At 68.7% G+C, this 22,073-nt stretch carries 28 protein-coding genes; 6 read left to right on the top strand and 22 right to left on the bottom strand.

The genetic code is table 11. The annotated features are described in order from the left end of the window. Positions 1-11 precede the first annotated feature (11 nt). The 6 genes from traA to AB0N17_RS41860 all read right to left on the bottom strand — a co-directional run bounded on the left by traA (position 12) and on the right by AB0N17_RS41860 (position 3,386). Positions 12-551: a plasmid transfer protein TraA gene (gene traA, locus AB0N17_RS41885; RefSeq protein WP_366016937.1), complete on the bottom strand. Its 540-nt coding sequence runs from the start codon at positions 549-551 to the stop codon at positions 12-14. A 19-nt stretch (positions 552-570) separates the two neighbouring features. Next, a complete protein-coding gene (locus AB0N17_RS41880; protein ID WP_366016936.1) occupies positions 571-1,071 on the bottom strand; it encodes a hypothetical protein in 501 nt (166 codons plus the stop codon). A 233-nt stretch (positions 1,072-1,304) separates the two neighbouring features. Continuing rightward, on the bottom strand, positions 1,305-2,360 hold the full coding sequence (locus tag AB0N17_RS41875) for a hypothetical protein (protein WP_366016935.1): 1,056 nt from the start codon (positions 2,358-2,360) through the stop codon (positions 1,305-1,307). Between the two features lie 23 nt (positions 2,361-2,383). Next, complete coding sequence (locus AB0N17_RS41870) at positions 2,384-2,767, bottom strand: RRQRL motif-containing zinc-binding protein (protein WP_366016934.1); 384 nt, start codon at positions 2,765-2,767, stop codon at positions 2,384-2,386. Beyond that, complete coding sequence (locus AB0N17_RS41865) at positions 2,767-3,096, bottom strand: hypothetical protein (protein ID WP_366016933.1); 330 nt, start codon at positions 3,094-3,096, stop codon at positions 2,767-2,769. Before AB0N17_RS41865 ends, AB0N17_RS41870 begins: the two co-directional genes overlap by 1 nt. Then, a complete protein-coding gene (locus AB0N17_RS41860) occupies positions 3,093-3,386 on the bottom strand; it encodes a hypothetical protein (RefSeq protein WP_366016932.1) in 294 nt (97 codons plus the stop codon). Before AB0N17_RS41860 ends, AB0N17_RS41865 begins: the two co-directional genes overlap by 4 nt. 749 nt (positions 3,387-4,135) lie before the next feature. Here AB0N17_RS41860 and AB0N17_RS41855 point away from each other — a divergent pair. Next, positions 4,136-4,852, top strand: a complete 717-nt coding sequence (locus AB0N17_RS41855; RefSeq protein ID WP_366016931.1) for an XRE family transcriptional regulator — start codon at positions 4,136-4,138, stop codon at positions 4,850-4,852. 2 nt (positions 4,853-4,854) lie between these two features. Further along, positions 4,855-5,328, top strand: coding sequence for an NUDIX domain-containing protein (locus AB0N17_RS41850; protein WP_366016930.1), 474 nt, complete (start codon positions 4,855-4,857; stop codon positions 5,326-5,328). Here AB0N17_RS41850 and AB0N17_RS41845 read toward each other — a convergent pair. The 3 genes from AB0N17_RS41845 to AB0N17_RS41835 all read right to left on the bottom strand — a co-directional run bounded on the left by AB0N17_RS41845 (position 5,316) and on the right by AB0N17_RS41835 (position 6,797). Next, positions 5,316-5,882, bottom strand: coding sequence for an HD domain-containing protein (locus tag AB0N17_RS41845; RefSeq protein WP_366016929.1), 567 nt, complete (start codon positions 5,880-5,882; stop codon positions 5,316-5,318). The two genes, AB0N17_RS41850 and AB0N17_RS41845, sit on opposite strands and share 13 nt — an antisense overlap. A 1-nt stretch (position 5,883) precedes the next feature. Then, positions 5,884-6,345 carry a GntR family transcriptional regulator gene (locus AB0N17_RS41840; protein WP_366016928.1) on the bottom strand — a complete coding sequence of 154 codons (462 nt, stop codon included), beginning with the start codon at positions 6,343-6,345 and terminating at the stop codon, positions 5,884-5,886. Between the two features lie 251 nt (positions 6,346-6,596). Continuing rightward, positions 6,597-6,797, bottom strand: a complete 201-nt coding sequence (locus tag AB0N17_RS41835) for a hypothetical protein (protein WP_366016927.1) — start codon at positions 6,795-6,797, stop codon at positions 6,597-6,599. Positions 6,798-6,913: 116 nt separating this feature from the next. Between AB0N17_RS41835 and AB0N17_RS41830 the strand changes: the two genes are divergently transcribed. Continuing rightward, complete coding sequence (locus AB0N17_RS41830) at positions 6,914-9,436, top strand: hypothetical protein (protein ID WP_366016926.1); 2,523 nt, start codon at positions 6,914-6,916, stop codon at positions 9,434-9,436. Between the two features lie 608 nt (positions 9,437-10,044). On the opposite strand, the gene AB0N17_RS41825 is transcribed toward AB0N17_RS41830, so the two are convergent. The 3 genes from AB0N17_RS41825 to AB0N17_RS41815 all read right to left on the bottom strand — a co-directional run bounded on the left by AB0N17_RS41825 (position 10,045) and on the right by AB0N17_RS41815 (position 11,351). Continuing rightward, entirely contained in the window at positions 10,045-10,248 is a 204-nt protein-coding gene (locus AB0N17_RS41825) for a hypothetical protein (RefSeq protein ID WP_366016925.1), read from the bottom strand. Between the two features lie 291 nt (positions 10,249-10,539). Next, positions 10,540-11,010, bottom strand: coding sequence for a hypothetical protein (locus AB0N17_RS41820; RefSeq protein ID WP_366016924.1), 471 nt, complete (start codon positions 11,008-11,010; stop codon positions 10,540-10,542). Next, complete coding sequence (locus AB0N17_RS41815; protein WP_366016923.1) at positions 10,992-11,351, bottom strand: hypothetical protein; 360 nt, start codon at positions 11,349-11,351, stop codon at positions 10,992-10,994. Before AB0N17_RS41815 ends, AB0N17_RS41820 begins: the two co-directional genes overlap by 19 nt. A 351-nt stretch (positions 11,352-11,702) precedes the next feature. Between AB0N17_RS41815 and AB0N17_RS41810 the strand changes: the two genes are divergently transcribed. Further along, the gene (locus tag AB0N17_RS41810; protein WP_366016922.1) at positions 11,703-11,933 is read left to right on the top strand and encodes a GIY-YIG nuclease family protein; all 231 of its coding nucleotides are present in this window, start codon (positions 11,703-11,705) and stop codon (positions 11,931-11,933) included. A 653-nt stretch (positions 11,934-12,586) separates the two neighbouring features. Here AB0N17_RS41810 and AB0N17_RS41805 read toward each other — a convergent pair. The 3 genes from AB0N17_RS41805 to AB0N17_RS41795 form a co-directional block, all read right to left on the bottom strand. Continuing rightward, the gene (locus AB0N17_RS41805) at positions 12,587-12,943 is read right to left on the bottom strand and encodes a hypothetical protein (protein WP_366016921.1); all 357 of its coding nucleotides are present in this window, start codon (positions 12,941-12,943) and stop codon (positions 12,587-12,589) included. A gap of 479 nt (positions 12,944-13,422) precedes the next feature. Further along, the gene (locus AB0N17_RS41800; protein WP_366016920.1) at positions 13,423-13,608 is read right to left on the bottom strand and encodes a hypothetical protein; all 186 of its coding nucleotides are present in this window, start codon (positions 13,606-13,608) and stop codon (positions 13,423-13,425) included. A 131-nt stretch (positions 13,609-13,739) separates the two neighbouring features. Further along, on the bottom strand, positions 13,740-14,282 hold the full coding sequence (locus tag AB0N17_RS41795) for an SMI1/KNR4 family protein (RefSeq protein WP_366016919.1): 543 nt from the start codon (positions 14,280-14,282) through the stop codon (positions 13,740-13,742). A 190-nt stretch (positions 14,283-14,472) separates the two neighbouring features. On the opposite strand from AB0N17_RS41795, the gene AB0N17_RS41790 reads away from it, so the two are divergent. Continuing rightward, complete coding sequence (locus tag AB0N17_RS41790) at positions 14,473-14,607, top strand: hypothetical protein (protein ID WP_366016918.1); 135 nt, start codon at positions 14,473-14,475, stop codon at positions 14,605-14,607. A 211-nt stretch (positions 14,608-14,818) separates the two neighbouring features. Here the strand turns inward: AB0N17_RS41790 and AB0N17_RS41785 are convergent, their stop codons facing one another. Then, positions 14,819-16,828 carry a hypothetical protein gene (locus tag AB0N17_RS41785; protein WP_366016917.1) on the bottom strand — a complete coding sequence of 670 codons (2,010 nt, stop codon included), beginning with the start codon at positions 16,826-16,828 and terminating at the stop codon, positions 14,819-14,821. 298 nt (positions 16,829-17,126) lie between these two features. On the opposite strand from AB0N17_RS41785, the gene AB0N17_RS41780 reads away from it, so the two are divergent. Further along, on the top strand, positions 17,127-17,438 hold the full coding sequence (locus AB0N17_RS41780) for a chaplin (RefSeq protein ID WP_366016916.1): 312 nt from the start codon (positions 17,127-17,129) through the stop codon (positions 17,436-17,438). Positions 17,439-17,673: 235 nt separating this feature from the next. Here AB0N17_RS41780 and AB0N17_RS41775 read toward each other — a convergent pair whose 3' ends face one another. The 6 genes from AB0N17_RS41775 to AB0N17_RS41750 all read right to left on the bottom strand — a co-directional run bounded on the left by AB0N17_RS41775 (position 17,674) and on the right by AB0N17_RS41750 (position 21,874). After that, positions 17,674-18,540, bottom strand: coding sequence for a tyrosinase family protein (locus tag AB0N17_RS41775; protein ID WP_366016915.1), 867 nt, complete (start codon positions 18,538-18,540; stop codon positions 17,674-17,676). Further along, complete coding sequence (locus AB0N17_RS41770; protein WP_366016914.1) at positions 18,524-18,994, bottom strand: tyrosinase family oxidase copper chaperone; 471 nt, start codon at positions 18,992-18,994, stop codon at positions 18,524-18,526. The genes AB0N17_RS41775 and AB0N17_RS41770 overlap by 17 nt, the downstream gene beginning before the upstream one ends. A gap of 187 nt (positions 18,995-19,181) precedes the next feature. After that, a complete protein-coding gene (locus tag AB0N17_RS41765) occupies positions 19,182-19,694 on the bottom strand; it encodes a hypothetical protein (RefSeq protein WP_366016913.1) in 513 nt (170 codons plus the stop codon). A gap of 219 nt (positions 19,695-19,913) precedes the next feature. Next, positions 19,914-20,405, bottom strand: coding sequence for a DUF5949 family protein (locus AB0N17_RS41760; RefSeq protein WP_366016912.1), 492 nt, complete (start codon positions 20,403-20,405; stop codon positions 19,914-19,916). Positions 20,406-20,582: 177 nt separating this feature from the next. After that, positions 20,583-20,873: a hypothetical protein gene (locus AB0N17_RS41755; protein WP_366016911.1), complete on the bottom strand. Its 291-nt coding sequence runs from the start codon at positions 20,871-20,873 to the stop codon at positions 20,583-20,585. 200 nt (positions 20,874-21,073) lie between these two features. Beyond that, positions 21,074-21,874: a hypothetical protein gene (locus tag AB0N17_RS41750; protein WP_366016910.1), complete on the bottom strand. Its 801-nt coding sequence runs from the start codon at positions 21,872-21,874 to the stop codon at positions 21,074-21,076. Positions 21,875-22,073 lie beyond the last annotated feature (199 nt).

The raw sequence follows: 22,073 nt of genomic DNA, 5'->3' as shown, positions 1-22,073 counted from the left end.
GGGCAACCTCCTTACTGCTGAGCCCAGTTCATGACCGGCTGCTGCGGCCTGCGGGCACGGTGGCGGACACGGTTGATCTCTTCCTCGTACTGCTGCTGGAAGGTCGAGTAGCAGGCCGCGGCGTTCTTCGCGGCGTCCCGCAGCGCGTCGGCGGACTTCTGCAGCTTGCGGGCCACCTTCGCGGCGCGGGCCCGGGAGCCGAACGGGCGTCCCTCCGGGTCCGGGACGGCGGCCAGCACGCCCTTCATGATCTCGGCGCCCATGGCAACCTCGATGGACAGCGTCACGGCCGCCGCGCGCAGGCTGTTGCAGTAGTTGCGGACCTGCGCGGGAGAGGTGAATTCCGGATCCGGGAGCAGCGCTTCCGCGCTGCTCCGGCCGTTGGCGCCGGAGCCGTTGGCGACGGCGGCCACGCCGTTGTTGGTCTTGTTGGCGTTGACGTTGATGGTGAAGCCGGGCGCGAACGTCGCGCCGAACTTCTTGCTGTTCATCGAGTTCTTCGCCTTGGAGCCATTGGCGCCGGCGGTGGGAGCGGCATGGGTGGTTGCCATCAGACAGGGTCCCTTCGGGTCAGTGGGAGCGACGGACGATGAGCCACGCGGTCTGAGCGACCAGCCAGGCCAGGAGCCAGATCAGGGGCAGCGGGCCCGCGAGCGGCCCGAACCCGGCGGCCAGCGCCAGCCAGGCGAACCCGGCCGTGGCGAGCAGGGCCAGACCGGCCCGCCAGACGACCGCGGCCGTGCGCGCCGGTCGGCGGATCTGGACGAAACCGAGCCACAGCACGGGAGCGACGGCCAGGGGCGCGAGCAGCAGCCCGGACCACCAGGCGAGCGCGTGCAGGATCGCGGTCAGCGGCCACGCCGACACGGCCAGGAAAGTGGGGGCGAGTGCGCCACGGAAGCGCCACAGCATCCGTCCCAGGAACCCGAGTGCTTCGCGGGTCAGAGAGGGGTGCTCCGGGACGACGACCACGAACGGCTGAGAGCGCCGGCGTCCGCGCTGGCGCGGGATGTGGATGGTGTGGACACCCGCGGCCGTCTTCACGCTGCGGGTGCGGGTACGGCTGGACACAGCGAAACTCCTTGGCTGGAGGGGCGATTGGGGCGGTGCGCGATGCCCCGGCACCCCGCCTGTGCGGGTGCCGGGGCGGGCTCACCGGGTCTGCTCGCCGGGTCTGCGAGGGTGCCGCTCGCCGGGGCTCACCGGGTCTGCTTCACTGGTGCGGTCGACTGCTTCCGGCAGTCGCAACGAGGGCCAGCCCACCTTCACTGGGCTGGTCCTCATTGGTGTGTGCCGGACGCTGATCAGGCTTCCGACTCCTCGTGGGACATCAGCGAGCCCCACGCCTTGCGCACGCGCTGTTCCCCGCCGACGAACCCGCCCTCGCGGAACGCGGTCACGGCCTGGCGGTAGGACAGCGGCGGGTCGTCGGAGTAGCGCAGGTGCCGCAGGACGACGACGAGCTGTGCATCGGTCAGCGGTTCACCGGCCTGCGGGGTGGGCACCCCGGCCACGGCCGCGATCTCCTCCAGCGTCACGGGGGGCGTGACGGGGACCGTCACGGGCGTGACGGGCTCCGGCGGGACGGTCTCGGCTTCGGCCGTGACCTGCGTGTCTTCCTCCGTCACGGGGGGTGTGACGCCTTCCTCCTCCGCGCCCTCGACGGCGGGCGGCTCGGGGGCGGCCGTCACGCCCGGGGCGGGGGCCGTGACGGGCAGGGCGAACATGCCCGCGAGCGCGGCATCGGCGCCGGCCGTCATCCGCTCGCGCTGCACGCCGACCAGGTGAGCCCCGAGCAGGGCGTCACCGGTGCCGACCTTCTTCGCGAGCTTCCACGACTTCAGCTCCGAATCCTGTCGCTCCTTCTCGTCGGGGTGGTTCGCGGCGCGGGCCCGGTGGTAAGCGAGCCGCTGCATGACGGCCGCGTTGCGGCGCTGCGCTTCGGCGTCCACTCCGGTGCGGTAGACCACGATCCGGCGGGCCAGCAGGCCCATGCCCTCTGCGGCCACGCACATGGCCATCGGGGTGAAGGCGAACACCACCGACTCCGTACCGGTCGGCGCGACCGCGGCGCCGGTCAGGGAGGCCACCGCGGGCAGCGTCCACAGCCCGACTCGCACGGCGGACGGGGAGGACTGCCCCAGCATGGTCAGGCCCACCAGGGTCAGCGCCAGAACGAGTGTCGCACCCTCACCGGCGGCGACCACGCCCAGTGCGGTGGCCGACCGGTGGAACACGGAGGTGATGTTGCTGTAGGTGCCCCAGGCGCCCAGGCCACCGAACGCGACCATGGGCACCGCGGCGGCACTCAGCACGAGTGCCTGGCCCCAGCTCAGGGACCGCTCTCGGATGTCGTTCATCGGACCTTCCTGTCTCGATCAGGTCAGGTGGTGCGCTGTTCCTCTGTGGCGATGCACATCCCGCACATGCCGCGGGAGCGCGGGATGCAGTAGCCGACATCGAGTCGGCAGCGGGGGCAGGTGCGCCGGGCGAGCATGGCCAGCGCGAGTGCGCCCCACTTGCGCGACGTCATCGGCCGCACGGGCTTGGCTCGGTCGACGCGGTAGAGGTAGCTGACCCGCTCGCCTCCGGCCCGCCGGTTGACCCGCATGATCTGTGCCGCGATCGGCTGACCGCCCGGCCGTAAGCCCCGTTCGCGGAGCTGCCGGCGGGTGGCCAGGCCGTCCGGGGCCAGGCGCCACGGGTAGGTGGGGATGCCGTAACGGGCGCCGGTCGGGTCGAAGCACTTGCCGAATGCCCCCGACATCAGGCCGTCGCTTCCACCAGCGCCTCAGCCGGGATGGGGGCGTAAGCCACCAGCTCCAGCTCAGCGCCCGCGTATTCGACGGACGACCGCAGCACGCGCGTACGGCCGCCGCTCTGCAGGCCGTGGGCCATCGCGTCCGGGGCGATGCCCAGCGCGTCCCGCCAGCCCTCGAACCCGGCCAGGTCGTCATGGAACGCCAGCTCCAGCCGCTCCGGGTAGATCGGGGTCACATACACGGCCGGTGCCGACAGGTGCCCGAAGTCCGCGGCCAGCAAGCGCAGCGCCCGCAGCGGAGCGGCCAGGTCGTCCAGCGTCAGCCCCTCGTTCATGCCGCAACCCCCCTGCGCACCGGGCGCCGACGGGCGGGGCGGACCAGCGGGACCACGTTGAACAGCTCCGGGTTCTCGTCGACGACCCGCGCGGCCAGGCGGATCAGGTCGTCGGGCAGGTCGCTGAACTGAGGGTCGGAGAGGATGTCGCGCGCCGCGTCCAGGCGGGCCGCGCGTTCCTCGGCCGTCTCGCCCTCGACACCCAGCCACAGCTCAACCGGGGTGCCCAGCGCCAGTTCCGCGAACTCCGCAGCGGTGACGGCCTCATGACCAGCAACGATGTACTTCATGGGACGGACTCCAGTGAGACGGGAACGGCCCAAACAACAGCGGCCCCGGTGTGTCAGCACCGGAGCCGCGAGCCGTTGAAGCGGGTAGATCCGGCTCCCCATGCCCCCGCCCGTACGGCCGCCGCACGAAGCGCGGGACCGGACGGGCAGGGGAGGCAACCGGCCGCAGCGCTGGCCGCTGCGATGGCGGGTAGAGAGCGGACCGGATCGGCCGGAGCGCGCGTTCCGCTCACGGACCGGGATGCTGTACTGGCGCTCGCCGGCCGATCCATCACGGCGGCGCCCACAGTCTTCGTCGGTGCACTGGCATTCCCATCAGTCGAGGTCAACAGGGGCGTGAAGCACTGCAAGGGGGACCACGTCCCCACTCTCCGGCCGTTGCTCGCGGTCACCGGGCCACCTCGCCAGTCGGGCCGAAGCCCTGTCCTCTGGCCTACAGCGGGATTGCAGCGTCCCCGCCTTCTGCGCATGCGGCATGAAGCCGCCTTCCGGCCGAGTTGCACGTTCGGCCGTGCAGTACCTGTTTTACAGGTACTGCATGAGGGTCCGTCAAGCATGTCGACGGAACCTCTTGGTTTGGCGCCTGGACTACTTGGCGCTCAATCAGAATCGCTGCAGGTCAGGGGAGTTGGGCACCTCACCCATGGACAGCTCCGGGACTTCTGGCTACGGTCGGGAAGTCCCTAGAAGTCCCAACGGGGGTGCAGATGTCGAACGAGCGCTTACGGTCCGCCCTCCTAGCCCGCGGCATGACCGTGCAGAGCCTCGCTGAAGCGATCGAGGTCAACCCGAAGACGGTCGAACGCTGGATCACTCAGGGGAAGGTGCCGTACAGGCGCCACCAGTACGCGACGGCAGCAGCGCTTCAGGTCGACGTGACGACGCTGTGGGATGACGGACGCAACGTCGAGACCGCGGCGGACCTGACCAAGGCGGAGATTGTCGCCGTCTACCCGCATCGGCACACGGTGCCGCCCGGTCTCTGGCGTGACCTCTACGCGCGAGCGGAGAGAAACGTAGACGTTCTCGTCTACTCGGGGCTCTTCCTGTCGGAGGATCCCCTGTTCCACGATCTCCTGAAGAAGAAGGTGGAAGGGACTGCCCAGGTCCGCATCCTGCTCGGGGACCCGGACTGTGAAGCCGTTCGGCAGCGTGGCATCGATGAGGGGCACCGGATCATGGATGGCAAGATCCGGAACGCGTTGGTGAACTATCGGCCCCTGTTCCGAAGCCACCCTGAAATCAGCTTCCGGCTCCATGCGACCACGCTCTACAACTCCATATACCGAGCGGATGACGAAATGCTCGTCAACCCCCATGTCTACGGCATCGGTGCGTACATGGCACCCGTCTTCCACCTGCGTCGTATGCCGGGTGGCGGCCTGTTCGACACCTACGCGAATAGCATCGAACAGACCTGGGGAGGCGCCCGCCAGGTCACGGACCAAGAAATCACAGGAGCCTGAGCATGGGACGCATTGACTACCTGCACGACCCCGACGCCCCGCCGGCCAACTCGGTCGTGCCGTCCGTCGTCGCGTTCGTCCAGAACGACGCGGGCCAAGTGCTCATGATCCAGCGGTCCGACAATGGACGCTGGGCACTGCCCGGCGGTGGCCACGACGTAGGCGAGTCCATCAGTGACACGGTCGTGCGCGAGGTGTGGGAAGAGACCGGGATCAAGGTAGAGGTGACCGACGTGTCCGGGCTCTACACGGACCCCGGACACGTGATGAAGTACGACGACGGCGAGGTGCGGCAGCAGTTCAGCATCTGCTTCCGTGCCCGGCCGGTTGGGGGCGAACTCCGTACGAGCAACGAGACGACTCAGGTCCGCTGGGTCGACCCCGCGGACCTGGTGGCGCTGGACGTGCACCCGACCATGCGGCTCCGGATCGAGCACGCCATGGACCGGGCGCGCACCGCTCCCTACATCGGCTGACGCTTGGCCGCGGCGACCCGATCGAGCACGCGGGACGTGCACGCGAGGATCTCGGGTTCGGCTCGGCGGATGAACTGCCCGATCAGGCTGTCCGGCCCGTACCGTCCCGTGATCTCATTGATCCGGTCGATCGGGTTCGTCGGCGTGCCGTCCGGTGTGGTGTTCATGTCGCAGTAGCAGAGCGCGTCGTTCAGGTGCTCTCGCTCCCGTGGGAACTCCCCCTCCAGCTCCTCACGCATACCGCGCGCTTCCGCCTCCATCCAGGCACAGGAGTGGTGGGCGACCAGGTTGATGACCCGTTCGTCCGCGCCGGCCACGTCTCGGAGGTAGCGTGCGCCGTCCAGCGGGTGAAAGCCCGTCTTGGCCAGGTCCGGTGCGTAGCCGATGTCGTGCAGAACCGCGGCGGCCTCCAGCAGATCCGCGTCCTGGTCGAGGATGAGCGCGACCGTACGCGCCCTCTCGGCGACACCCAGGCAGTGCTTCCATCGCCGCGGCAACGGCTCGGCAAGCACGGACTCAGCCAAGGGATAGGCCCACTCCGTCAACTTCGACAAGCTACGAACGCTCCTCTCGCATCGGCACGGCACGGACCGTCCGCACCCTGCCCTGTCCGCCTCCCGCTAGCACGCCGGCGGCCTCCAGCTTCTCCAGCGCCTTGTTCACCGTCGGTCGTGAGACGTCGAACCGCTCGGCAAGCGCCGAAGCACTTGGAAAGGCTTCCCCTACTTCGAGGCCATCAGCCTTGATGATGTCCGCGATCCTCTGATGGAGCGGACGCCGGTCGACTTGCGCCCCCGAGCGCACGACGCGCCACCGTTCGCCCGGCGCGGGTTCGGCAACGCCTTCCTGCTTCAGCACGCCGAACGCTCGGACAGCCACACCACGCGAGACCTCGTAATCGCGCATGACCTCGGCCAGTGACGGCAGCACCGTCATGTCCGGGTCTTCCTCGATCCGCGTCTTCAGCGCGTCAGCGATCTTCAGGAAGGTTCCCCGAGGATTGGCCTGCTGCGACACCCGATCACCCTCTCCGTTCCCTGTCAGCTCCTCTAGACTCCCACGGCTCACATCTGGCCAGAGAGACCGTGGGCGAGCGCCCATCTGACCGCCATGCCCACACCGCCAGCTGGCGCCTGGCAAGCGAAACCTGCTGCAAGTCTGGAGGCGGATCACTGAAATTCCGTCCTTGCGACGGTGACGGAGTTCTTGGGCGCCAGACAGCAGGGGCGGCGGCGGTGGCAGATACTCCCTCAACAGCAGCCACCGAATCAGGAGAGGACCTGGGCGATAGCGCCGCTCAACGTTGCTGCGAGGGTGAGTACAGCAGCGAACGTGGTAGCAGCCCGCATGAGCGCGGTGGGGTATGTCGCGCCGTCCATGCGAGCGAGTTTACCTGCGCCGGCGGCGGCGGCCAGCGCAACTAGGACCACGAGCGCGGTAGTCAGCAGAACAGTGGCGACACTGGCCACGGCAAGCTCCTTCAGTTGGTGGGCTCTACATGACTGAAGGTCGCTAAACGACTGTGCGGCAGGGTGCGGCTGAACGAAGATGAACACCGTCGAACACACCAAACCGGGGCGGGTAGGTGAACGAGCGAGAGCAGGAGCGCGGTGCGGCGCTCGTCGAGTTGCGCAAGAGGCTGACAGACGGGCTGGCTCGCACGCGACTGAGCAAAACGCAGCTCGCTGTACAAGCACGTTTGGGGCGCACGACTGTGCAAGCGGCCTTCCAAGCAGGTGCATCTGCCGCACCGTCGGCGGAGACCGTCGTGGCGCTGGCTCGAGTGCTGCGTCTGCCGGAGAAGGAGTTGTTGGATCTTCGGCGAGCTGCAGCAGAAGAGACCGAGTTTGTCGGCAGGGAAGGGAAAGGCCTGGGCAAGCCAATCTGCGACTGGGATCCTCATGATTTGGAGGTCCACCCTGCTGGCGCTGGTTTCAATAGAAAACAACCCGGAGTGAAGGCGATCCTCTCCGGATATGTCACACGGGATCACGACCAGGTCCTCGCTGAGGTGGTACGAGATGCGCTCGAGGGCCGAAGCCGGATGGTGGTCCTGGTCGGATCGTCTTCAACAGGCAAGACAAGGGCCTGCTGGGAAGCCGTTCAGCCAATGGCAAACAGGGGATGGCGGCTATGGCATCCTTTCGACCCGACAAGGGGTGCGGCCGCGCTGGAGGGCCTACTGCAGGTACAACCCTGCACTGTGGTGTGGTTGAACGAGGCCCAGCACTACCTTGGCAGCCCTCAGGTAGGTGAGCAGATTGCGGCCGCCATTCATAGCCTGCTCACCGATCCGACACGCGGACCGATCCTCGTTCTAGGCACCCTTTGGCCGGAGTATGCCGACGAGTACGCGACCCTCCCCTCACCCGGTGGACCAGACCGGTTCAGCAGGAGCCGGGAATTACTCGCCGGGCGGACGCTGGTAGTACCGGAATATTTCGACGAGTGGGCTATGCGTGAGGCAGCCTCCCTGGCGAGGAGCGGTGATCTACTGCTGGCAGATGCTCTAACGAGGGCAGCAGCAGGCGGACGCGTGGCCCAAGATCTCGCTGGAGCTCCGGAATTACTGCGGCGCTACGAGCAGAGCGTTCCGGCCGCTCGCGCAGTATTGGAGGCAGCAATGGACGCACGCCGCCTCGGTTCCGGCCTTCATCTGCCACAGGCCTTCCTAATCGATGCTGCTGTCGACTACCTCACCGATGAAGACTTTACCCAGCTTAGGGACGACTGGGCAGAATCAGCCTTTGCCGACCTCGCTCGTCCTGTTCACGGCAACCATGCGCCCTTGCGCCGCACCGGCGCACGCCCTGAGCGCCGCCCTCCTGGCAGCTCAGCACTTGGTAGCTCACCCGCGACGGCAGCAAGCCCGAAGTTCCGGCTTGCCGACTATCTTGAGCAACACGGCCGAAAGAGCCGCCGGGGGAAATGCCCGCCCGCCTCGTTCTGGCACGCCGCCCTTGTCCACCTAACCCTGCCTGAAGACCTCAACAATCTGGCAAAGGCCGCCGAAGATCGACATCGCCTGCAGTGGGCGTACCACCTCCGCCATCGGGCAGCCGAAAGCGGTGATCCGAGCGCCCTCGTACACATGGGAGGTATTCGGATGGCGATTGGCGATCGCGAGGGAGCACAGGATCTTTACTGGCAAGCCACCAAGGCAGGAATTGCCACCGCATGGGTGGAATTGGCAAATATTTGCGAACAGCTCGGAGGTCGCGAACAAGCCCAGGCGCTTTACCAACAGGCCGTTGACAAGGGAGATCTCCGCGCACTGCGTCAACTGACGCTCAACTTTGCGGAATCCGGCAATTGGGAGGAGGCCGAAGCCGTGGCCAGTCAGGCCCCGGAAGCCGACCGTGGTTGGGTGCTCCAAAACCTGGCCAGACAGCGGGAAAAGGTAGGGGACCCGGCAGAGGCCGAAGCCCTATTCCGCCGTGCCGCCGACGCAGGTAACACCATTGCACTCACAGAACTCGTTCGCCTAAGAATAGAGGCGGGTGACCTAGGAAGCGCCAAAATGCTGACAGCACAGGCTTTGAAGGTCGCGAGCCCCATTGAGCTCACTAACCTTTCAATGATTTGCGACCTCGCCGGGGATACGACTGCAGGTGATATTGCGGCCCGTCAAGCAGCAAAGACCGGAGATTCACGCGCCATTCACTTTGCGGTCATGAGAGCAGTTGATGCGGGCGACTACGAGGAGGCCGAATCACTGGCCACGCCAGCCGCAGATGCTGGTGACGGCGTCGCTCTAACACTGCTCTCACAGCTGCGGCGTTGGGCTGGAAAGTGGCCAGAGGCTGAGGAGCTGGCCCGAAAGGCGGCTGACGCGGGCGACACCTTCGGGCTGTACGCCATGGCACGAGATCGGGAGAAGGAAGGCCACCTTGAGGAGGCCGCGGCACTGTTCCGACAGGCGAGCGAGGCTGGCGACGAGGGCACCCTCGACCTTTTGGCACGGCGACGAATAGAGGCTGGGGACCAGGAGGGGGCCGACGCCTACTATCTACAGGCAGCTGATGGCGGTGCAGCCAAGTACCTACGACTGGGAGATCATTGGCCGTGCGGGCTGAATGCAGACGGCACGCCTACGGATCCCTGGTAGCGAACTCGCCCCAGTCGGTACGGACAGCCATCAAGGCAGACAACGGCTTAGCTCTTGAACTACCTCACACGCATCTTTACGGTCACGCGTCGACCTAGGGGCGTGCTGTGGGGTGTCACACGTGCCGGTACCTGAGCCCCCGGTTAGTCCGGCCATAACGGGCGCCGGCGCAGCGACGACCCTGAAGGCCTGCCCTGCGGGCGGGGGCGATCAGCGCCCAAGTCCTCAGCGGCGGCAACGTGCAGAGACTGCTCAACTGTGGACCCTGCAAGACGCCACCGGAATGCTCTGCTCCGGTGAATAGGCGGCTAAGTTGGCCGCAGGACGCACACCTACACCGTTACAGCGCAGCTCAGAGGCGTAGGTAAGCGTAAGCGCCCACCTCTCTTCTAAGCGCTTGGCCGCAGGTTCGAGTCCTGCCGGGGGCGCCCACTGTCAGCCCTCCCATCGGGAGGGCTTTTTGCTGGTCAGCGACGGTTGTGCACGACACAGGTCAGCCCCGGCCACCCCTTGGCGATCAAGGGCGTGGCCCGGGGCTGTCCGGCTGTCACCGGGTTTTCGCGGGTGGCCGTGTCGAATACGTGTCGAAGTTCTCGACCCGAGGAAGATCAGCCAACGCCCGGCATCTCCGCCTCTGGGAGGTCGCCCGCAGCTTCCAGCCGCCGTTTGAGGTCGGGCAGCTGCCCGTCGACGCAGCGGGCGTAGGTGGCCAGGAGCACGGCGACGCTGTTCCCGGCCCACTCGGCCACCTGTGCGGGCGGGATGCCGTCGTTGAGCCACTTCGTCAGGCGCGTGTTCCGGTTGCCGTACACGCGCCGTCCGGTGGGCGACTCGAAGACGTGCGGGGGCAGGACGGCCTTCCGCGCGCCGCGCCACGCCCGACGGATGACGGAACCGGCGAGGATGCCACCCGTCTCCCCCCGGAAGAGGAGATCACCCGGCCGGAGCTGTTCGTCGCGTCCGGCGGCGAGATGTCATCTGCCCTCATGGGCGTACGGCTCTGTGCGCCCGAATACGTCATTGCCGCTGGTCAAGCGGTGACCGAGGCCACCCAATCAGGCGCCGACGCACCGGGCAATTCCAAGATCCCGGCAGAGTCAAGCTCAGCTATGGACTCGCTGTTTGACGCCGTCCTTGTCGGTGATGCTGACGGAAACGCGCCACCGCGTCCGCTTGTCGACCTCGATCTTGACCGTACCGCCGAACTTCCGGCCATCCAGGTCTTTCGCCTTCATCGAGGCACCGTAGGTGGCGTTGTCGTCACACACTTCGATCCCGGCGCGCAGCCCTGTCCCATTACTGACCTTCAGACCACCCGAGGGACCGAGACAGTCATACCGCACGGACAACGCGGCAATCCGGTCCGCAGCCACGGGCAGCTTCACCGTCCCCGGACCCAGCCGGCCCGGTTTCTTGGCACCCTGATCAGGATTGTCCGGATCGGACACCAGCGCCGCCTTCGAGGCACTCGGCGAAGGCGGCGTACTCTTCCCGCCGCTGCACCCGGACACCGCAGCGGCGGACACGACCAGCAGAACGATCCCTGCGCTGCGCATCAGCTTTTCCCGTGCCACGTCTCGCGGCCCTTGTAGACCAGCCGCGCCGACCCCTTGCGCAGCACCTTGGTCTTGCAGTTGGGCTCGGTCTGGTTGTAGTTCCACTTCGTGTACCTGACCTTCACCCCGGCGTGCAGGTAACCGTGCCTCATCGTCTTCGGCACCGTCCACGACCACGTGTAGGTGGTGCTGTTCGTCCACTGCCAGGCGAAGTGGTAGTCGAACTCAGCCGACGCCTTGACGAACACCACCTTGGCTTCGCCGGAGATCGCCCCGCCGACCGTCGACGTCGTCGTCTTCCCCTTGTGGAAGGTGATGCTGATCGTCGTGCCGCTGTCGCCGCCGGAACGGGGTTCCATGTCCCTGTAATACGTGTAGCTGCCCGAGAAGTCGTAGCCCTTTTCGGGCGGGCATATCATCGGATGGGCCGTCCCGGCACTGGCAGGTACAGCACCCACAGCGGCAAGTGCGGTGGCGGCGCAGCCGACTGCGACGATCTTGGGTATGGAGCGCACGTGTTTCCCCCGTGTTTCTCTGGATGAAAGCGGCCTCGTCGACCGCCAGGATTTGACCCTAGGGAGCAACTCTCCCTCCTGTCATGGCAGTTGAGTGAAACATGAGGTTCAGGTCACCCTAGCGACCTCGACGCTGCGGCTCACTCTCGGATGTCTGCCAGGTCTTGAACTACGCCGCGTAGCAGCGGCAAGCGGATGACCTTCGGCAGGGCCGACGAGACCATCCTGAGCCAGTGGATGGCGGACAACGCGCGGGTGTGCTGGATCGAGCGAAGCGAACCGTGGAACCTGGAGTCACAGCTCATCTCCCAACTCGATCTCCCGCTGAACCTCGACCAGAACCGCCACAACACGTTCCACAACTGCCTGAAGGAGCTACGAGCCCAAGCACGCCAGCGAGCCCGGGAGTTGCCCGTCGGCTCGTAGGCCGCCGAACGGGCCGCCGGCCCATTGCCTGGGCCGTCTCTGGGCCGTCTCTGGGCCGTCTCTGGGCCGTTCGAGGCCGCTCGACAGTGACCGACGATGACCAATGGCGACCACTCGGCCGCTCATGAACATCGCTCTGAGCAGCGAAAACGCAGGCCAGCAAGATCCCCGGCAAGACCCAGGGCAAGAAGACAGGTCTTGAGTCACTCATTGAGACGGTGAGCGCAGCCGGCGTCTCCAGTGGTGCTGTTCAGAGTGCGCAGCATCAGCGCTGGACCGAACCCCCAGGACCACATAGGTGTCGAGGACACCTGCTACGAAGTCGTTGTTGACCAAGAGCTGCCCCTTCACGTCCGGGATGCCCGGGGCGTAGGAGTCGTTGATCCAAGAGACCTGGCCGACTGACGGCGACGAGGGACGGTCCGTGGAGACGGCGGACATCGTGGTGCCCGCCGCTCACTGCGAGATCGTCTACGAGATCCCGATCAACCGTCATTAGTTGTGTGACCAGGAAGTTCATCGGGCTGCTAGTCGCGCCACCGGTGCGATGTCGATCTCTCACATGCCTTGAAGTGCCTTACGAAGCCGTTCCTCCAATGCCGCCCGCGCTGACGTCCATTTCCGCACGGCCTGATCGGCATCGCCAATCCAAGTCAAAGGCTCCGTCCGATCCCATGAACTCTCGTATCGGCCGATGTCGATGCCGTGCGCGGCAAGCTCCTGCTCCCTCTTTTGATCTTTGGCACTTCGGCGCGCAGGTCCCGTCCCCCCGCGTTCCAACGTGACTGGATTTCGAGGTCTCGGAGCTTGTCGAGCAGCTCTTGGAGGGCTTCCAGCCGCTTTTGGTCATACGGTCCGCGGGCGATACGACGTCGCTCTGCCTGCTCCAGCTCGTGCCGCACCGTCTCGCTCTCGGCTTGGCGCCGCTCGCTGCGTCTCCACTGGAGGTAACCCACGATTGCGACCAACACCGTGGCGCTCACGGGAAGCGCGGCAGTCAGTAACTCCACGAACGCATTGTGCCGGGAGCGGTGTCCCACTGGCCATCGCCTTGGATCGGCTCCTGGGCCTGGTAACGCTCCGAGTCCTGGATGTCCGACTGGAATGTCACCCGGTCGGCGAAACCTTTCCGGTCACCGCACCGGCTCTGCCGCTGTCACGAGTCGATCGCATGTCGAAGGCCATGTGACAAGAGGCCTTGCCAGGGAAGCGGAGCAAGTCGGCAAGGGTGTGACCCGAGATCCACCAGGCGCCTTCCAATCGCTTGGCCGCAGGTTCGAGTCGTGCCGGGGGCGCTCGTCCTCAGCCCTCCGGGCCGGCCGGCTGTCACCGGATTCTTGCGGGCCTCCGGGAAGTCGCCCGCGGCTTCCAGCCGCCGTTTGAGGTCCGGCAGCCGCCCGTCGGTGCCGTCGTCGAGCCACTTCTCCAGGTGCCCAGGTCACACGCGGCGCGCCGCTGAACGACGCACCGGCGTTCGTGTGCGCGCCGACTACATGCCGGTGGGGAAGCTCATGGGCACCGGCGGCTGTGTCGGGATGTAGTGGCGAGCGAGCCCGGCGTCGCGGTTGTGCGGCCCCGTGCGATGAGCCTCCGGGTCGCCGTAGTCCTTGAGATCCTGGCGTCCGGAAACGACGTCCCGAACGCGCATCACCACTCGACCAAGCAGAGTCTTCATCGGTGTGCCCCCAGGTGTAGGTGGTCTTGTCGAGGAGGATGCACCGGCGGCCGGGGCGGATACCAGCGAGTTGAGCCGATCTTGAGCCTCGGCCGGCCCTTCAATGGCGCTCCGTCCAGCTGAGTTACCGGTCAGTCGGCGCGGTCGGGCAGGCCCAGCACCTGTGGGCGGTCGGCGGGAAAGTCCCGGGGCATGCCCGGCACGTCGATGGTGCGCCCGTACACGCCGGCCAGGAACTCGACGGCACCGACCGGGAATTCGAACCACTCGCCGTTGTCCGTGCGGACCACCACCGGCCATGCGTCCGGGTCCGCGGGGGTCGTCCTCCAGTAGAAGGAGTCCCCGCAGTTGGACTCCGCCCAGCTGATCAGGCCTCCGGGGCGCGGGTAGGGGACGTAGTGCTCGGTGTCGCCCATCTCGTACAGGTCCTGAAGGATCTCGTCCTCCCGGCACGCGGATCCCCACAACGCCTCGGCACCGGGCGCCGGAGACGACACGATGAGGAAGTCGTCGACGACCAGGACCGGATACGCCTCCGCGAGGGAACGGAAGTCCGAGGGCAGTGCCGTCCCGAGGGCAGCCTCGAGTGCGGTCCAGTCCACGCCACGTCCCGCCGTCACACGCCACGGCACCATCGCCGGGAGCGCGGCCTCCAACCCCTCGATCCGCTCCATGCCGTCCGCCAATCTGTTCTGCTCTGGGCTCTGTTGTCGTCGAACCGTACTGTCGAACCGGGCGTCCCGGCGGTTGCTGTTCCGTCCCGTGCGAGAAGGCGGCGCCGCCTGTGCCGCGGCAGTGGAGGTTTCGCCACAGGCGCGCGACAGACGTGCCCATGCCATGCAATGGCCACCTAAAGTCCCGGTCATGAGCATGCCTGTCACTGCCTCGACGCCCCTCTCGTCCACCGACGTGCTCGCCCTGAGCGGCGGCCGGGGCGGCGGGTACCACAGCAGCTATCACGGCGGCTATTCCAGCGGCTACCACCACTACGGGAACTGATCGTGGTCTTCCTGGTCTGGATCGCCAAGCGCAACCAGAGCCACGATGGCGGGGCGGTGCATGATCTCAGCCACACGGCTCTGGTTCACACAGCAGCGCTTCCAGGCGGTCGAGGGACGACGCCATACCTCTCTCTCCTGTCGTCCACGGGTGGCTCACCGGCGCCGCGGCACCACCGTGCACTGCACGAACCGCCCTGAGCCCTGGGCCGTCAGGCCGCCAAGTCCGTCGTCTGCTGAGCGCGTTCCCGCTCGGCCTTGGCCGCCAGCGTGTTCACCGCCGTGTTGAAGCGTTCCATGGACGTCGGGTGGTCCGGGCCCAGAACGTACTCCTTGAGGGCGCGGCGGGACGCGGACATCGGGTCGGTGTGCGGGGCGCGGACCGAGTCGAGGATGTCCGGCAGGCGGGTGCAGTCACGGTCCAGGAGGTAGGCGCCGCCCGCCGTGGTGTACGCGGCGCGGAACTCGTCGTCGGGCAGGTCGTGGGCGTTGGTCAGGACGTACGGCTTGAGGCTCGCCACGAAGTCGGCGACCACCGAGGAGACGTCACTGATCAGGATGTCGGCCTGGTTGAAGCAGTCGTACAGCGTGGGCAGGCTCTTGAGGATCACGTTGTGGCGGACCTGACCGCGGGTCTCCCAGAAGACGCGGTGCCACTCCGCGCGCAGCTCCTGCCACTCGGCCGCCGCCGCCCGGTCGGGGACGCGTGCCTCGCGCAGCTGCGCGGCGTCGTCGCCGCCGTGCCGGCCGGCCAGCTCGTCCAGGCGGGCCTGGATCTCCTTGAGCCGGGGACGCGCCTCGGCGACCGCGGCCTCCGCCTCCGCGGCGCCGCGCTGCTCGTTGTCGGCGCGCAGCAGTTCCCGGATCTCCTTGTCGGCCGCGGCGGCCTCGGCCGAGCGCTTGCCGGTGAGCGGGTGCGGCTTGTAGATCACCCGGACGTTCTCCGCGAGGAGCTTCTCGATCAGGGGGACGCCCATCGGGATCAGGGAGGTGTGGCAGTCGTCGTCGCTCCAGCCCTCCCAGGTGGGGGCGTACAGGACGACGGGCAGCGGTCCCGGGACGTGCTCGGCGTGCAGGCGGATCGGGGAGAGCTGCGGGCGGCCCACCTCCACGATCGCGCTGTCGCTGATGGCGTGCCGCACACGCTGGTACCGGTCGCGGCCCGCCCGCCCGGCCACCCAGATCTCGTCGTACACCTTGCTGACCCGGTTGCTGCTGGCCAGCTTGTCGCTGTCGCCGTGCCCGATGAACACGTGCTTGGCCTCGGCGACCCGCAGCATGTGCACGTTCTTGCCCGCGTTGCCGGGGTAGAGGACGACCTTCACGCCGGAGAGTTCCAGCTCGGCCAGGTCGTCGGCCTTGGGGACGCAGACCACCGGTATCCAGGTGCGGCTGAGATAGCGGAAGGAGGCCTTCTCGCGCAGGATGATCACCGGGCGCAGGTCCAGCTGCTCCAGCGTCTCGATCCACATGTTGACCTGGTACATGAAGTCACGCGAGACCGCGGCGAAGCTGAAGTAGAGGGCCACCTCGGGGCGGTAGTCGGCCAGTTGACGATTCACCTCGGCGAACACCTCGTCCTTGACGGGCATCCGGCGCGCCCGGCGGTACTGGCCCAGCAGCGCGAGCGCGGCCACCGCCGTCACCCCGACGGTCAGCGCGAAGCCCGTGTAGGCGAACTGCCGGCCGCCCGCGAACAGTGCGGCGAGCAGGCCCGCGTGGGCGGGCACGTCCAGGTGGAGGAGCTTGCGCAGGAAACGGCGGTAGAGCAGCGCGGGCGGCTGCCGCGGTATGGGCAGCTCGCTCATGTCGAGGTTGCGCACCACCAGCGGCAGCACCCGGCGGCGCCGGATGGCGTGGTGAACGGCGGTGTAGAGCATCATCATCGCGAAGTGCGCGCTGAACACGGCGAGCGCGACGACCAGCACCGTGTCCGACGCGTCCAGCCGGCTGGCCAGCGCGAGCAGCATCACCGTACGGACGGCGAACCTGAGCGGGCGGGTCAGCTGCAGCGTCGCCAGCCGGCGGACGAAGCCCGGCGCCCTGGAGTGCAGCACCTCGTCCGTGACGTACGTCAGTGCCGCCGCCGCGGTGAAGCCCCACAGGGAGGGCAGCAGGGCGAAGACGGGCAGCGCGGCGAAGCCGGCGCCGAACAGGAGAACGAGGAGCAGGTCGGTCGCCCCGCGCACACGCAGGACTCCACACAACCGACGGATCGTCATGGGCAAGTTTTTCCTCTTCCGGACTGGCGTGCACACGACGGCGAGCGCCGTGGGTCACCAGTTCGACGTAAGAGGAAGGTGAAGAGTTGTACAGCGGAGGGAAAGAAACAGTTCACATTCCGTTTCCCGAAGCGGGACCGCTGGTGCCGCCTGCGTCGACGCCGAGCCGCCGGTAAACGCGCCGTTGAAAGGGTGATCCCCGGACGATCACCGTGACCGACCTCGCGTGGCGCCGTTGAACGGGAAGTGCGGTGGCTGGCCTGCCGCTGCGCTTCCCGAGCAACAGAAGGAGAACGTGATGTCTCGCATCGCGAAGGCAGCCGCTGTCGCCCTCGGCACCGGCGCCGTGGTGATCAGCGGGGCCGGGCTGGCCCTGGCCGACGCGGGCGCCATGGGCGGAGCCGCCGACTCGCCCGGCGCCGTGTCCGGAAACCTGGTGCAGGTGCCGCTCAACGTCCCGGTCAACGTGTGCGGGGACACCGTCGACGTGATCGGCCTGCTGAACCCGGCCTTCGGCGACAAGTGCGCCAACGGCGGCAGCCTGACCAACCCGGGGACGCCCGGCAACCCCGGCCCCGGCAGCAACGGCGGCTACGGCTACGGCAGCTGAACCGGCCGGCCCGCCACGACGGCGGACCGCAGCACACGGCAGAGCCCCGGCATTCCGAGCGCCGGGGCTCTTGTCATGCGGAGGGCCGACCCGCACGGCGCATGCGGCCCGTGCGGAGGGCCGACGCGCACGGCACACGCGGCCCGCGCGGAGGGCCCCGCGCACGGCACACGCGGTCCGTGCGTACGACCGGCCCGCACTCACGGCGCCTGCGATCCAGACGCACGCCGGGACCTCACGCGTACCGGTACACCCGGCTCAAGTCCTCCAGCTGGTCCGGTGTCTCGTCCCACGGCGGGAGCTTCTGGTGCCGGGCGACGACCCGCTTGTGCTGGGCGTCGGCGGGGCCCGGTGCCGTGGCCGGCAGGTAGCGGTGACTGCGGTGCGCCCGCTGCCAGCGCTGCCACAGCAGGTCCAGGAAGGCGTGGTGGAGCCAGAACACCGGGTCGTTGACGGACGCGGCGCCGAGCATCACCCCGCCGATCCAGCGGTGCACCCGGTTGTGGTTGTGCCAGGAGGCGCTGCCGCTGCCCCTCCCCCACCCCTCCAGCTTGTTGCGGAAGCCCTTGCCGGACGTCGAGTCCCAGGGCCACACGTCGTAGGCCGGGTCGGCCAGCGCCCACTGCACGTCGCTCTTGCCGGGCAGCTGGATGGGGGCGGCGGAGCGGCCCAGGTCCCGGGTGAGGAACCTGCCGTCGGTGATGCCCACCTTGATGGTCCAGTGGCCCGCCGCGTAGGCGAACGGCCCGGTCGTCACCTGCCGGTCGGAACGCCGCCCGTCGCCGCCGAGCAGGTCCTTCGTCCAGGGCACGGACGCCTTCGTGCGGTGCCGGGTCCAGTCCCAGTACGGCACCGTCACCGAGGAGTCGACGCGGCGCAGCGCCCGCTCCAGCTCCAGCAGGAACCGGCGGTGCCAGGGCAGGAAGGACGGCGCCATGTGCGCGGTGCGCAGACCGGTCTCGCCGTCGGCGGTGTAGTAGTTGATGTGCATGCGCACGAACTCGTCGTACTCACCGCGCCGTTTGAGCTCCAGCAGCGCGTGCACGAACCGCCGCCGCTCGCTCGCGGTGAGCGTGCTGACGTCCTTACGCACGTACGCCATCGCGGCCCCCCATCGGATGCCCCATGCCCGGCGCCGGGTCCTGCAGCCGCTGTCCGGGGCCGATCTCGTCCACGGCGGCCCGGGTCGCCTCCAGCGGGGTCCGGTACGACGTGTAGTGGTCGACCATGCTCAGCCAGGTGCCGTCGGCCCGCCGCATCAGGTGCAGCGGACGGCCGTCGATGGTGATCCGCCAGCCGTCCTCGGCGGCCTCGCGCCCCACGACCGGCACGAACACGCCCTGGATACGGCGGCCCCGGTAGACCTCGTCGAAGGAGCCGCCGTCGGCCTCCACGACCGAGGGCACGGGCCGGGACGCGGCGACCACCGGGGCCAGTGCCAGGGCGGCTACGGAGGCCAGCAGCCCCCGCGCCACCTCTCTCCGGGCGGGCGCGGCCGCTCCCGCTCTGGCCTCGTGCTCCGCACCCACCGCCACTCCGCCTGCACCGACGACCATCGCTCGCTCCTCGCCCGGGGCCGGACGCCCGTGACCGGATGTCCGTGACCGGATGTTCCTGATCGGCCCTGATGGGATCTCCGTGATCGGATCTCCGTACCGGCTAACCGGTGTGAGGTACCTGGAGTCACCCTTCGAGGACCGCCCGATGGGCGGGACGGGCTACCGGAACCACCGGTCCGGGCGACTACAGGCCGGTGCCCGTGCCCAGGTCGCCGCCGACGACGGTCTGCAGGACCGGGGCGACGACACCGGCCTGCGGCAGCTTGAGGTTCGGCAGGCCGAAGTTGTCGGGATCGGGCTGGGTCAAAGGGGCGTCGACGTTCGCCCCGGGGCCGAGGGTGCGCAGGCCGGAGGCGGGGGCGTCGACGCCGACGTGGTCGAAGCCGTCACCGAGGAGGCGCGGGAGGGGCGCCCGGACGTCGGCGCCGGGCAGAGCGCCGTCGACGGGCATCTGGGGCAGGGTCCGGTCGGGCACGAGGCGCCCGGTGACGTAGCGCGGCCCGGCGGGCGCGCCCGGCGTCGGCAGCGGCAGCTCCAGGCCGGCCCTGGGCACCTCCATACCGAGGGAGTCGGAGACGCCTTCGAGCGGCACGGGGACGGGGACCGTGCCGACCGCGGCTGCGGGGCCGGCTGCCCCCACGACGGCCGCGACGCCCGTGATGACGGCGGCAAGGGTTCCTCGGGTGGTCGACTTCATCTCGGGTACGGTCCCTTTCGGAAAGGCGGGGATGGGGGTCCGTACCGCGTAACGAGCCGAAAAACAGCAGCAGTTCGGCGCCGGTGCACATTTCGCCCGACTGCCGTAATAGTCAGCTGATCGGGAGTCCCGCCCTCGCGGACGGGAGCCGGCAGCGGCCCGGGAAACGGGCCCCGGCCGGCGGGCCCGGGACGCGAGGGGTCCGGCCGGGGCCGGGCGTCAGCCGCGCAGGCTGGTGGCCGGCAGGAGGATGTGCGCGGCGGGCTTCAGGGTCTCCTCGGCACCGGCGAAGGCGGCCAGGTCGGCCGGCCCGACGGGTTCGCCCGGCTTGCCCTCGGGCCAGGCTCGGGTCGTGAAGACGAGGTAGGCGTAGCCGCGCCGGGCGACGGCGGCGAGCCACTCCGGCGGGGCGTCGGCCTGGGCGACCAGCTGCGGCATCCGCAGGATCGCCTGACCGGCCTCCACCAGCAGGCTGACGGGGAGGCTGCGCTTCACGAGGCCGTCGACCAGCTTGCCGCCGACCGGAAGCCCGTTGCTCGTCAGCAGGTGCTCGACCGCCGCCGCGGTGGTCTCCGCGCCGCCCTCGGCGTCCCCGAGGGAGTAGGCCAGCAGGTAGGGCATGTCGGTGCCGTCGGGGGCCTCGCCGCTCCAGGCGAGGACGACGAGCGTGCCGAGGTCGGCGGGCCGCATTGCGGTTGAGGTTGAGGTCACCGCGCGACCTTATCGACGCCTCCGCGCGGGGCCGGGCGGCTTCTCACCCTTCCGGAGGAGTCCCCGGGGGTGCTCCACACGAATGAGGGAAGTGGTCTCGAACATGCCGGGGGCCGGTGCCGCGGGTGCGGTACCGGCCCTCTTCGCGGTCCCGGCCTTCCCCCGGCCGGGCGGGCGTCAGCTCTGCAGGGGCAGGCCGCCGAGCAGTGGGTTGTGCTGGTTCAGCGAACCGGTGGTGTTCTTGACCGTGTTGAGCACGGAGTCCTTGTTCTCGGTGTCGAGCGCGTTCGACTGGTGCCGCAGCGGCATCGCGTCTTCCAGGGTGAGGGGCTGTGAGGTCAGCCGGTTGACGGCGCCGTTGAGGCTGGTGGGCGTCAGGTCGGCGGCATTGTGGGCGAACGCGGGCGCGGCGACGCCGGCGAGGGCCACGGAACCGGCAACGACAGCGGCAGCCTTCAGGGACTTCATCCTGTTCCTTTCGTCGGCAACTCACGTCACCCGGGGAATTCGACGCCCTGCCCAACGAGATCCGGCCGGGGCGGAAACCCCGTACGCAGAAGACATATGAGATTCCCGAACGACGGTGGTCCCGGGCCGCCGAGGCGCCGGAAAGCCCTCGGCCGTCGTCCCCCCTGGGGACGACGGCCGAGGGCGTGGCTGTCTCCGGGTCAGCCCACCGTCTGCAGGGCGGGCTCCGCCGGGAGCGTGCCCGCGCTCGTGGTGGACGAACCGCTGGTCGCGTTCAGCGTGTTCAGCAGGTTGTCGATCACGCTGTCGACGGACGCGAGCAGCTTGTCGACGTCGGCGGTGAGCGCGTTCACCAGGTTGTCGATCGCGGTGTCCAGGGCCTTGAGCGCGTCGTCGACCGCGTCACGGGCCGCGCGCGCCTTGCCGTCGTCGACGCTCCTCGCGACCGCGGGGGCGGCCGGGGTGGCGGATGCGGTCGGGGTGGCCGGGACCGTCGGCGTGGCGGAGGCGGTCGGCGTGGCGGGCACGGCGGGAGCCGTCGGGGTCGCGGGGGCCGTCGGGGTCGCCGTCGGCGTGGCGGGCAGGCTCTGTGCGGCCGGGGCCGTGGGCGTCGCGGGGGCCGTGGGCGTGGCCGGGGCCGTCGGAGTCGCGGTCGCCGACGGCGTGGCCGCGGTGGAGGTCGCCGGTGGCGCCGGGTCCAGCGCGGCCTCGGCCATGGCCTTCTTCGCCGCGTCGCCGAGCCTTCTCGCCCGGTCGGCGGTGAGCCTGCGCTTCTCCAGCGACCGGTTGAGCAGGTCGATCATCGGTCTGGGTACCTTGCCGGAGTTGTCGAGGGCCTTGACCTGGGCGAGCAGCGCGTCCGCCGTGGGCACGGTCGCCCGGGAGGTGTGGGCGCGTTCCCGGGCCGAGTCGGCGCCTACGGCTACCGGACCGGTGATGCCGACCAGGACGGCGGCGCAGAGAGCGGTGGACGCGAGACGCCGTGCGGGCAGAGCACGCATGGGTGTTCCTTTCGGTGGACAGGGGACCTGAGCCCACCGTCAGTTCGCCCGTCGCTCTCCGCAACCGCTCGACCACCCCGGTGATCCGTACGGGGGAGCACAGAACCGGCCGTCCGCCCCGCAGCGGTGTGCGCGGCAGCGGATGGCGCCGGGGGCGGGGGCCGCGCCGAGCAGTGGCAGCAGCAGGGCCACGGAGGCC

The sequence above is a fragment of the Streptomyces sp. NPDC051133 genome (genome assembly GCF_040682635.1).
Classification (GTDB): domain Bacteria; phylum Actinomycetota; class Actinomycetes; order Streptomycetales; family Streptomycetaceae; genus Streptomyces.
The sequence above is the reverse complement of the archived record's forward strand: the minus strand, read 5'-3'. Positions and strand labels throughout refer to the sequence as shown.

Bases quoted from the DNA above. Each gene is read 5' to 3' on its own strand.
- traA (WP_366016937.1), bottom strand. From the start codon at position 551: ATGGCAACCACCCATGCCGCTCCCACCGCCGGCGCCAATGGCTCCAAG.
- AB0N17_RS41875 (WP_366016935.1), bottom strand. From the start codon at position 2,360: ATGAACGACATCCGAGAGCGGTCCCTGAGCTGGGGCCAGGCACTCGTG.
- AB0N17_RS41870 (WP_366016934.1), bottom strand. From the start codon at position 2,767: ATGTCGGGGGCATTCGGCAAGTGCTTCGACCCGACCGGCGCCCGTTAC.
- AB0N17_RS41865 (WP_366016933.1), bottom strand. From the start codon at position 3,096: ATGAACGAGGGGCTGACGCTGGACGACCTGGCCGCTCCGCTGCGGGCG.
- AB0N17_RS41860 (WP_366016932.1), bottom strand. From the start codon at position 3,386: ATGAAGTACATCGTTGCTGGTCATGAGGCCGTCACCGCTGCGGAGTTC.
- AB0N17_RS41855 (WP_366016931.1), top strand. From the start codon at position 4,136: ATGACCGTGCAGAGCCTCGCTGAAGCGATCGAGGTCAACCCGAAGACG.
- AB0N17_RS41850 (WP_366016930.1), top strand. From the start codon at position 4,855: ATGGGACGCATTGACTACCTGCACGACCCCGACGCCCCGCCGGCCAAC.
- AB0N17_RS41815 (WP_366016923.1), bottom strand. From the start codon at position 11,351: ATGGAACCCCGTTCCGGCGGCGACAGCGGCACGACGATCAGCATCACC.
- AB0N17_RS41810 (WP_366016922.1), top strand. From the start codon at position 11,703: ATGACCTTCGGCAGGGCCGACGAGACCATCCTGAGCCAGTGGATGGCG.
- AB0N17_RS41800 (WP_366016920.1), bottom strand. From the start codon at position 13,608: ATGAAGACTCTGCTTGGTCGAGTGGTGATGCGCGTTCGGGACGTCGTT.
- AB0N17_RS41795 (WP_366016919.1), bottom strand. From the start codon at position 14,282: ATGGAGCGGATCGAGGGGTTGGAGGCCGCGCTCCCGGCGATGGTGCCG.
- AB0N17_RS41790 (WP_366016918.1), top strand. From the start codon at position 14,473: ATGAGCATGCCTGTCACTGCCTCGACGCCCCTCTCGTCCACCGACGTG.
- AB0N17_RS41785 (WP_366016917.1), bottom strand. From the start codon at position 16,828: ATGACGATCCGTCGGTTGTGTGGAGTCCTGCGTGTGCGCGGGGCGACC.
- AB0N17_RS41780 (WP_366016916.1), top strand. From the start codon at position 17,127: ATGTCTCGCATCGCGAAGGCAGCCGCTGTCGCCCTCGGCACCGGCGCC.
- AB0N17_RS41775 (WP_366016915.1), bottom strand. From the start codon at position 18,540: ATGGCGTACGTGCGTAAGGACGTCAGCACGCTCACCGCGAGCGAGCGG.
- AB0N17_RS41770 (WP_366016914.1), bottom strand. From the start codon at position 18,994: ATGGTCGTCGGTGCAGGCGGAGTGGCGGTGGGTGCGGAGCACGAGGCC.
- AB0N17_RS41765 (WP_366016913.1), bottom strand. From the start codon at position 19,694: ATGAAGTCGACCACCCGAGGAACCCTTGCCGCCGTCATCACGGGCGTC.
- AB0N17_RS41755 (WP_366016911.1), bottom strand. From the start codon at position 20,873: ATGAAGTCCCTGAAGGCTGCCGCTGTCGTTGCCGGTTCCGTGGCCCTC.
- AB0N17_RS41750 (WP_366016910.1), bottom strand. From the start codon at position 21,874: ATGCGTGCTCTGCCCGCACGGCGTCTCGCGTCCACCGCTCTCTGCGCC.